Origin of the sequence: Stenotrophomonas sp. PS02301 (assembly GCF_029959485.1) — a bacterium.
In the GTDB taxonomy this organism is placed as follows: Bacteria; Pseudomonadota; Gammaproteobacteria; order Xanthomonadales; family Xanthomonadaceae; genus Stenotrophomonas; species Stenotrophomonas maltophilia_Z.
Map to the genome: position 1 here is coordinate 1 of NZ_JASCOO010000137.1, position 8154 is coordinate 8154.

The 8154-nt window shown below is 67.0% G+C and carries 9 protein-coding genes; 4 read left to right on the forward strand and 5 right to left on the reverse strand.

Going from position 1 to position 8154, the window contains the following annotated elements:
- Positions 1–96: 96 nt before the first annotated feature.
- Genes QMX81_RS19590 through QMX81_RS19600 form a run of 3 tightly spaced genes read right to left on the reverse strand, consistent with a single transcriptional unit; the run spans position 97 to position 1376 of the window.
- Positions 97–264 carry a DUF5668 domain-containing protein gene (locus QMX81_RS19590; RefSeq protein WP_019182647.1) on the reverse strand — a complete coding sequence of 56 codons (168 nt, stop codon included), beginning with the start codon at positions 262–264 and terminating at the stop codon, positions 97–99.
- Between the two features lie 15 nt (positions 265–279).
- Complete coding sequence (locus tag QMX81_RS19595; protein ID WP_121038502.1) at positions 280–702, reverse strand: HIT family protein; 423 nt, start codon at positions 700–702, stop codon at positions 280–282.
- Positions 699–1376, reverse strand: a complete 678-nt coding sequence (locus QMX81_RS19600; protein ID WP_282263991.1) for a dienelactone hydrolase family protein — start codon at positions 1374–1376, stop codon at positions 699–701. The genes QMX81_RS19595 and QMX81_RS19600 overlap by 4 nt, the downstream gene beginning before the upstream one ends.
- 204 nt (positions 1377–1580) lie before the next feature.
- Here QMX81_RS19600 and rimO point away from each other — a divergent pair, with 204 nt between their 5' ends.
- Both rimO and QMX81_RS19610 read left to right on the forward strand, forming a co-directional pair.
- Entirely contained in the window at positions 1581–2945 is a 1365-nt protein-coding gene (gene rimO / locus QMX81_RS19605; protein WP_121038495.1) for a 30S ribosomal protein S12 methylthiotransferase RimO, read from the forward strand.
- Positions 2942–3775, forward strand: a complete 834-nt coding sequence (locus QMX81_RS19610; RefSeq protein WP_282263994.1) for a DUF3025 domain-containing protein — start codon at positions 2942–2944, stop codon at positions 3773–3775. Before rimO ends, QMX81_RS19610 begins: the two co-directional genes overlap by 4 nt.
- A gap of 22 nt (positions 3776–3797) precedes the next feature.
- On the opposite strand, the gene greB is transcribed toward QMX81_RS19610, so the two are convergent.
- Together greB and QMX81_RS19620 are read right to left on the reverse strand one after the other, a co-directional pair.
- Positions 3798–4301, reverse strand: coding sequence for a transcription elongation factor GreB (gene greB / locus QMX81_RS19615; protein WP_121038490.1), 504 nt, complete (start codon positions 4299–4301; stop codon positions 3798–3800).
- A gap of 55 nt (positions 4302–4356) precedes the next feature.
- Positions 4357–5862: a helicase HerA-like domain-containing protein gene (locus tag QMX81_RS19620; RefSeq protein WP_282263996.1), complete on the reverse strand. Its 1506-nt coding sequence runs from the start codon at positions 5860–5862 to the stop codon at positions 4357–4359.
- Between the two features lie 121 nt (positions 5863–5983).
- Here QMX81_RS19620 and QMX81_RS19625 point away from each other — a divergent pair, with 121 nt between their 5' ends.
- Together QMX81_RS19625 and QMX81_RS19630 are read left to right on the forward strand one after the other, a co-directional pair.
- Positions 5984–7531 (forward strand): transglycosylase SLT domain-containing protein, encoded by a 1548-nt coding sequence (locus QMX81_RS19625; protein ID WP_282263998.1) that lies wholly within the window; start codon positions 5984–5986, stop codon positions 7529–7531.
- Positions 7532–7645: 114 nt separating this feature from the next.
- Positions 7646–7987 (forward strand): ribonuclease E inhibitor RraB, encoded by a 342-nt coding sequence (locus QMX81_RS19630; RefSeq protein ID WP_176989277.1) that lies wholly within the window; start codon positions 7646–7648, stop codon positions 7985–7987.
- The last annotated feature ends 167 nt before the right edge of the window (positions 7988–8154 follow it).

An 8154-nucleotide genomic window follows, 5' to 3' on the forward strand; every position in this document is an offset into this window, starting at 1 on the left:
GCCGGCCGCTGGCCGGCACCAGACAGCACACAGGAAAAAAGCGCGGATCACTCCGCGCTTTTTTTCGTTTCAGCCGTCGCCGGCCAGCGGCCGGCACTACTTGCCGCGGCCGAACAGCAGGCCGATACCAACGGCCACCAGCACGACCGGCCACCAGGTGAGGATCAGCTTCCCCATGTTCATGTTGGTCCAGCCTAGATTGCTGGCCAGCAGGAACAGGCCGACGAGGATCAGGACGATGGCGGCGACAAGGTTGGAACGCATCAGGGGCAGGGTCCGCTAGGGCTGGGGCGAATATCCTAGCCGTTCCTTCCAGTGTGCGACACGCTCGGCCAGCACCTGTGGATCAAAACGGTGTGCCTGCCCCTGGCCCCAGACCGGGCCCGGCCAAGCCGGATCGCCGACATGGCGCCCGATCACATGGAAATGCAGCTGGCGCACGATGTTGCCCAGCGAGCCGATGTTGATCTTCTCGACCCCATCCGTGCCTTTGAGCGCCTTGCACGCCCGGTTCAATTCGGTGCGCAGCTTGTCCTGCTGCTCGCCGTCCAGATCGATCCACTCGGTCACGCCGCTCAGGCGCGGGACCAGGATCAACCAGGGGTACCTTTCATCGTTCATCAATCGCACTTGCGATAACGGCCCTTCTGCTACCAGTACGCTGTCGGTGGCCAGGCGTGAATCCAGTTCGAACTCGCTCATCCAAGATGCTCCGCAAAGAAGTCCAGGGTGCGTTCCAGCGCCAGGTGGGCGCTGTCTGGATCATACGCATGTCCGACGCTGCGGTTGAAGGCATGATCGGCCGGGTAGACGAAGGTGGCCATCTGCGGCAGCTTCTCGCGGTGGGCTTTGATCGCCTCCGGCGGGATGCTCTTGTCCTGCGCGCCGAAGTGGAACATGACCGGCGCCTTGGGCGTCTCGTCCAGGTATTTCACGTTGCGGGCCCCGTAATAGCTGACCGAGGGCAGGCCCAGGCGCAGCGCGGAGAGCAGGGCGATGCTGCCGCCCCAGCAATAGCCGACGGTGCCGACCCTGCCGGCCGGAGCCAGCCGCGAGGCGGCGGCCCGGACGATCTCCAGCGCCTTTTCGACCCCGAGCTCGTCGACCATGGCCAGGCCGGCGGCCACACCATCGCTGTCGTAAGGCAGTTCCGGCGGTTCGCTACCGTCCGGGGCCGACCCGGCCAGATCGAAGAACGACGGGGCCAGCACGGCATAGCCCTTGGCGGCGTAATCGTCGGCCACCGCGCGGATGTGCGGGTTGGCGCCGAAGATCTCCTGGATCACCACCAGACCCCCGCGCGGCTTGCCTTCCGGCGTCGCCTGCCAGGCGCGGACCGGTCCGTAATGCGTATCGAGTGTGATCCACTCACCCATGGTGCGAGACTCCCGTTGGTTCAGGCATTCATTATCGGCCCCGCGCGGGTTAGCGCGATGTCAGGGGGCATGCCGGATCTGGCGGAATCAGCCCGATCCGGTTCAGGGGCGCGGGCTGAACGCCGGTATACTTGCCGCCGTTTCCGGCCCCAGGTCCCCACGCCATTCCGGCATGGGCCCAGGCCCCCAGAGTCCTTGCGATCCATGTCCCAGCTGAACCCCAAAGTCGGCTTCGTCAGCCTTGGCTGCCCGAAGGCCCTTGTCGATTCCGAGCGCATCCTCACCCAGTTGCGGTCCGAGGGCTACGACATCGTTCCCTCCTACGACGCGGCCGACGTGGTGGTGGTCAACACCTGTGGCTTCATCGATTCGGCCGTGACCGAGTCGCTGGATGCGATCGGCGAGGCGATGAACGCCAACGGCAAGGTGATCGTCACCGGCTGCCTGGGCAAGCGCCCGGAGCAGATCCGTGAGGCCTACCCGAACGTGCTGGCGGTGTCGGGCCCGCAGGACTACATGAGCGTGATGGAGGCCGTGCACGCCGCGCTGCCGCCCAAGCACGATCCCTTCGTGGATCTGGTGCCCGACTACGGCATCAAGCTGACCCCCCGGCATTACGCGTATCTGAAGATTTCCGAAGGCTGCAACCACACGTGCAGCTTCTGCATCATTCCCTCGATGCGCGGCAAGCTGGTCTCGCGCCCAGTCGATGAGGTACTGCGCGAAGCAGAGCGGCTGGTGCGGGGGGGCGTCAAGGAACTGCTGGTGGTCTCCCAGGACACCTCGGCCTATGGCGTGGATGTGAAGTACGCCGAGCGCATGTGGCGTGACAAGGCCTACCAGACCCGCCTGAAGGCGCTGTGCGAAGGCCTGTCCGAGCTGGACGCGTGGACCCGCATGCATTACGTCTACCCGTACCCGCACGTGGACGAGATCGTGCCGCTGATGGCCGAGAATCGGATCCTGCCCTACCTGGATATACCGTTCCAGCACGCCAGCCCGCGCATCCTCAAGCTGATGAAGCGCCCGGGCGCGGTCGACAAGACCCTGGAGCGCGTGCAGCGCTGGCGCCAGCTCTGCCCGGACATCACCGTGCGCTCGACCTTCATCGTCGGCTTCCCGGGCGAGACCGATGCCGAGTTCGAGGAGCTGCTCAGCTTCCTGGACGAGGCGCAGCTGGACCGCGTGGGCGCGTTCGCCTACTCGCCGGTCACCGGCGCGACCGCCAACGATCTGCCCGGTGCGGTGCCCGAAGAAGTGAAGCAGGAGCGCCTGGCCCGCTTCATGGAACGCCAGGCGGAGATCTCCGCCGCGCGCCTGGAGGCCAAGATCGGTACCGTGCAGCAGTGCCTGGTCGATGCCATCGAAGACGGCATCGCGGTGGCCCGTTCGAAGGCCGATGCGCCGGAGATCGACGGCCTGGTGCATATCCAGAACGCCGATGAAGCCAAGCTGCGGGTCGGCCAGTTCGTCGATGTCGAGATCACCGAGAGCGACGATCACGACCTGTTCGGTGACGCGATCATCGCGGCAGAAGCGCGCAAGCCGTTCGATCTGCAGGTGCTGTGAACGCAGCGGCGTCGACGGCCGATCACGGCGGTCGACGCCGCTTCATCGCGCCGCCGCGTGATGCGGTGGATGCGGCCTGTTTCGCGCAGCCGATCTACGCCGGGCTGAGCGACTTCCAGGACCTGATGCTCGCGCCGAACTGGCCCGCCATTGCATCGCTCGATGCACGCCTCGCGCTGCCGGACACGCATCTTGCCGAGCAGGACGAGGCGCTGCTGGCCGACGGTCTGCACTATGAAACCCGCATTGCCGAGCGCGGCCGGATCGCCACGCGTGCGGCCAACTGGCATGACCTGTTCAATGCCCTGATCTGGGCGCGTTACCCCGCCATCAAGCGCGCGCTCAACCGGCAGCAGTGCCGGCACATCGCGGCGATGGCGCCAGGGCAGCGCAACCGGGCGCAGGCCGCGTTGACCCAATTCGACGAGAGCGGCGTGATCGCGCGTGTGCGCGAACCGGCGCTGCTGCGTGCGTGGGACCAGCACGACTGGCAGGCGCTGTTCGTGGACGGGGCAGGGCAGTGGCGACACGGCGACATTGCCGTCGCGGCGGTGATCGGGCATGCGCTGCTGGAGCAGGCCTTGGTCCCGGAGCGCTTGCTGGTGGGCAAGTGCGTGGTGGTGCAGGGCGATGACGACGCCGCCGCGATTGCCGTAGTCGCGCGTGCGATCACGGAGGGCGTGTTGCTCGATGACCCCTTGGAGCTGCGGCCGTTGCCGCTGGCGGGGATTCCCGGGTGGCACGCGCGGCAGGAGGCGGCCTTCCATGCGCGGGCCGACTACTTCCGCCCGTTACGCGAGGGCCGTGCGTATCCCGCAGCGCTGGGGTGATTCCATGCGTGGATGCACCCTGTCAGCCGGGGTAGGCCACCGACAGGATCGCGAACCCATGGCGGCCGCTGGGCAGCTCCACCTCGAACTCATCGTCCACGCGTTTCTTCAACAACGCGCGCGCCAATGGCGAATCGATGCTGATCCAGCCCGCACCGGCATCGGTCTCGTCCGGGCCGACGATGCGGTACACGTGGATGTCGCCCGAGTCGACATTCTCCAGCTCGATCGTCGCGCCGAAGAACACCGCGTTTGGATCGGTCGGCGCGGTATCGACAATGCGCAGCGCTTCCAGCCGCTTGGTCAGATAGCGCACGCGCCGGTCGATCTCGCCCAGCTGCTTCTTGCGATAGGTGTACTCGGCATTCTCGGAGCGGTCGCCTTCCGCGGCGGCGGCGGCCAGTGCCTTCACCACTTCCGGGCGCTTGTGACGCCACAGCTCATCCAGTTCGGTCTTCAACCGTTGGTGGCCCTGTGCGGTGATCAGGGCCGTGCTTTTTTCCGCGGGGGGACGCCAACGCGACATCAGGTCTGCTTGTGCTCTTCAAAAGGTGCCGCGCCACAGGGCGCGACACGAAGTATCAGCGTTTTCCGCCGAAAATACCGCCGAGCAGGCCACGCACGATCTGGTTGCCCAGCTTGGTGCCGACGGTGCGCGTGGTCTGCTTGGCCATGGTTTCGATCATGCCCTGGCGGCGCTTGGTGCCGAAGATCGCATCCTTGATGCTCTGGCCAAAGCCGCCTTCCTGCGCCTCATCCTGCTGGCGGGTACGGGCTTTGGGTGCATCAGCCTGTTCGACGGTCTTCTGCGCGCGCTGCGCCAACAGTTCGGCTGCCGATTCGCGGTTGATCGCGGTGTCGTAACGGGTGCCCACCGGGCTGCCGGCACGCACCTGCGCACGTTCGGCCTCGGTGATCGCGCCCATCCGGCAACGCGGTGGCGCGATCTGGGTCTGCTGCACGGGCGAGGGGATGCCCTTGTCCTGCAGCGTGGACACCAGCGCTTCACCGGTCCCCAGCTTGGCCAGCGTGGCGGCCACATCCAGCTTCGGGTTGGGCACGAAGGTTTCGGCGGCGACCTTCACCGCTTTCTGGTCGCGCGGGGTGAACGCACGCAGCGCGTGCTGCACGCGGTTGCCGAGCTGGCCGAGAATGTTGGCCGGCACGTCATCCGGGAACTGCGAGCAGAAGTACACGCCCACGCCCTTGGAGCGGATCAGCCGGACCACCTGCTCGATGCGCTGCGCCAGCGCCGGCGGTGCGTCATCGAACAGCAGGTGCGCCTCATCGAAGATGAAGACCAGCTTCGGCTTCTCCAGATCGCCCACTTCCGGCAGCGTTTCGAACAGCTCCGAGAGCAGCCACAGCAGGAAGGTGGAATACAGCCGCGGCTTGAGCACCAGCTGGTCGGCGGCGAGGATGCCGATCACGCCGCGGCCATCGTGGTTGACGCGCATGAGGTCGGCCAGCTCCAGCGCAGGCTCGCCGAAGAACGCTTCGCCGCCGTCCTGTGACAGGCGCAGCAGCGAGCGCTGGATCGCCGCCACGGTCTGCGCGCTGACCAGGCCGTATTCGGTGGAGATGTCCTTGCGCTCCTCGGCGACCAGGCCGAGCAGGGCGCGCAGATCATCCAGGTCGAGCAGCAGCAGGCCGCGGTCGTCAGCGAGCTTGAACACGATGTCCAGTACGCCGGCCTGGGTATCGTTGAGTTCCAGGATGCGCGCGAGCAGGGTCGGGCCCATTTCACTGACCGTGGTGCGCACCGGGTGGCCGAGCTTGCCGTACAGGTCCCAGAAAATGGTCGGACTGGCAGCGGGCGCGTAGTCGGTCACGCCGAGGTCGGTCGCGCGCTGCAGCAGCGCCTCGGTACCGGCACCGGGTACGGCCAGGCCGGACACGTCACCCTTCACATCGGCCAGGAACACCGGCACGCCGATCCGCGAGAAACCCTCGGCCAGCGTCATCAGGGTGACGGTCTTGCCGGTGCCGGTCGCGCCGGCCACCAGGCCGTGGCGGTTGCCCAGGCGCGGCAGCAGGGTCACGGGGATATCGTCGGTGATGCCTTTGCCGAGCAGAATCGGATCCATGGTCAACTCGCAGTGTGAATAGGCGGGATTCTAAACGTCGGCGTTGGCCGGCCGGCAGACGGGTTGCCCCGATGCAAGCGGCGCGGCTACTCTGCCCCATCGTTCGCACACAGTGCCAAAAATGCCCGTTCCTGTCTTGCTTGTCCGTGGTTGGCCGCTGTTGGCCGTTGCCGCGATGCTGTCGATCGTCCCCGAGGCCCATGCCCAGCGCGTCTCCGCCCGCGACAAGGCCAAGGTGGAGGCGCTCGACCAGCGCATGACAGCCGCCGAGAAGCGCTACAACGCGGCGCTGGTGCTGGTGAACAATGCCGACCCCAAGGGCACCAACGAGGCCGACGCCGCGCTGGAGGACATGGAGGATGTGATCAGCGCCTGTGTGGCCCAGAAGGGCTGCCAGGTCAGCAACCTGCTGCCGACCTACAAGCGCCTGCTCAAGAGCAACGCCGACAGCCAGCAGGACAGCGAGGACGGCACGGCCATCGCCGACGGCACCCTGCTGGAGGCCGACCCGGACCATGTCGGCCCGCTGGCCGCCGATGTGCCCGAAGCGGCCCGCGCTGCCGCGCTGCTCAACGACAAGCGGCACGCCTTCGATACCATGGTCGAGTACAACCCGGCCGTGCAGGCCGGCATCCGCCGCTGGCTGACCGACATGCGCCCGGCGCTGCTCACCAGTTACGAGAACTACCAGAACCTGCGTGCGGTGATGTGGCCGGAGTGGGAAAAGCGCGGCCTGCCCGAAGCGCTGCTGTTCGGGATCATGGCCAAGGAATCCAACGGGCGCGTGCACGCCTCCTCGCGTGCCGGCGCCGCCGGGCTGATGCAGTTCATGCCGGCCACCGGCCGCCGTTTCGGGCTCGGCCCGGATGGCACCGGGTTCGACACGCGTTTCGACGCACGCAGTGCCGCCGAGGCCAGCGCGACCTACCTCAACGAACGCATGCGTGAGCTCAACAACAGCGTCGAGCTGTCGCTGGCCGGTTACAACGGCGGTGAAGGGCGCGCCATCCGCGTGTTCCGCCAGTACCCGGGGCAGGGCTTCTGGACCGACAGCGTCTACAACCAGTTCCCGGGCGAGACCAAGGACTACGTGCCGATGGTGATCGCCGCGGCGTGGATCTATCTGCACCCGCAGCAGTACGGCGTGGAGTTCCCGAAGATCAGCGCGCAGCCGGCCACGATCCGCCTGGCCAAGTCGACCACGATCTACGAGCTGACCATCTGCCTGGGCAGCAGCGGTACCCGCGACGGCTACATGCGTGCACTGCGCAACCTCAACCCGCGCTATGAGGCCGACGGCTGGATTCCGGCCGGCACCACCATCAACGCGACGACCCGCATCGCCGGCCTGTACAACCGGTTCTGCGTCAGCGGCCCGCGCGCCGATCTGGCCCGCACCCTCATCACCGCCGACCTCAATGCGGCGATCGTGCGGCCTACGGCGGTCAGCTACACCGGCAACGTGGCGGTGGGCAGCGTGGTCCCGGCCGCCAAGCCCAAGGCCAAGCCGGCCCGCAGTTACAAGGTCGGCAAGGGCGAGACCCTCGGCAAGATCGCCGCCAGGTTCCAGTGCGATGTGCCGACCCTGGCCCGGGCAAACGGCCTCAAGGCGCCGGCCTATTCCCTCAAGCAGGGCCAGAGCATCAAGCTGCAGGGCTGCGACAAGTAAGCCATAACCGGGTAGGCTCGCCGGCATCACGCCTGTGGCCGCGCGGCCCAGCACATCCATCGCAGCCTCGGCCACGTGCCGACGCTCACCGCAACACGCATACAGGACACCCAGATGGATATCACCGCAATCAACGAGATGTTCGCCAACATCCGTGAAAACACCGATTGGGACCTCAACGGCCCGATGCTGTGGGGCTACTTCTTCGTCAACACCACGCCGGAGCCGCTGCACGGCCTGGGCGAGAAGCTGGTCGAACTGGGCTACACCCTGGTGGAAGTGTTCGAGCCGGACCTTGAAGAGGGCGAAGCGCCGTACCACGTGCTGCACGTGGAGCGCGCCGAGGTGCACACCGAAGCCTCGCTGGATGCCCGCAACCATGAGCTGCAGGCCCTGGCCGAAGCGAACGGCGTGGAAGACTACGACGGCATGGACGTCGGCCCGGTCGAGATCTGATCGGCGCGATCCGATCGAACCGGACACAACGAAAAACGCCCCGGGAAACCGGGGCGTTTTCATTGGTGCGGATCGCATGGTCTACCAGTAGTGGGGGGGGGGGGGGGGGGGGGGGGGGGGCGGGGGGGGGGCGGGGGGCCGCGGCCGGGCCCGCGCCGGGGCGGGGG

What these genes read in the sequence shown, in the direction of transcription:
- rimO (WP_121038495.1), top strand. Translation starts at nt 1,581, where the DNA reads ATGTCCCAGCTGAACCCCAAAGTCGGCTTCGTCAGCCTTGGCTGCCCG.
- greB (WP_121038490.1), bottom strand. Translation starts at nt 4,301, where the DNA reads ATGTCGCGTTGGCGTCCCCCCGCGGAAAAAAGCACGGCCCTGATCACC.
- QMX81_RS19630 (WP_176989277.1), top strand. Translation starts at nt 7,646, where the DNA reads ATGGATATCACCGCAATCAACGAGATGTTCGCCAACATCCGTGAAAAC.
- QMX81_RS19625 (WP_282263998.1), top strand. Translation starts at nt 5,984, where the DNA reads ATGCCCGTTCCTGTCTTGCTTGTCCGTGGTTGGCCGCTGTTGGCCGTT.
- QMX81_RS19595 (WP_121038502.1), bottom strand. Translation starts at nt 702, where the DNA reads ATGAGCGAGTTCGAACTGGATTCACGCCTGGCCACCGACAGCGTACTG.
- QMX81_RS19590 (WP_019182647.1), bottom strand. Translation starts at nt 264, where the DNA reads ATGCGTTCCAACCTTGTCGCCGCCATCGTCCTGATCCTCGTCGGCCTG.
- QMX81_RS19620 (WP_282263996.1), bottom strand. Translation starts at nt 5,862, where the DNA reads ATGGATCCGATTCTGCTCGGCAAAGGCATCACCGACGATATCCCCGTG.
- QMX81_RS19600 (WP_282263991.1), bottom strand. Translation starts at nt 1,376, where the DNA reads ATGGGTGAGTGGATCACACTCGATACGCATTACGGACCGGTCCGCGCC.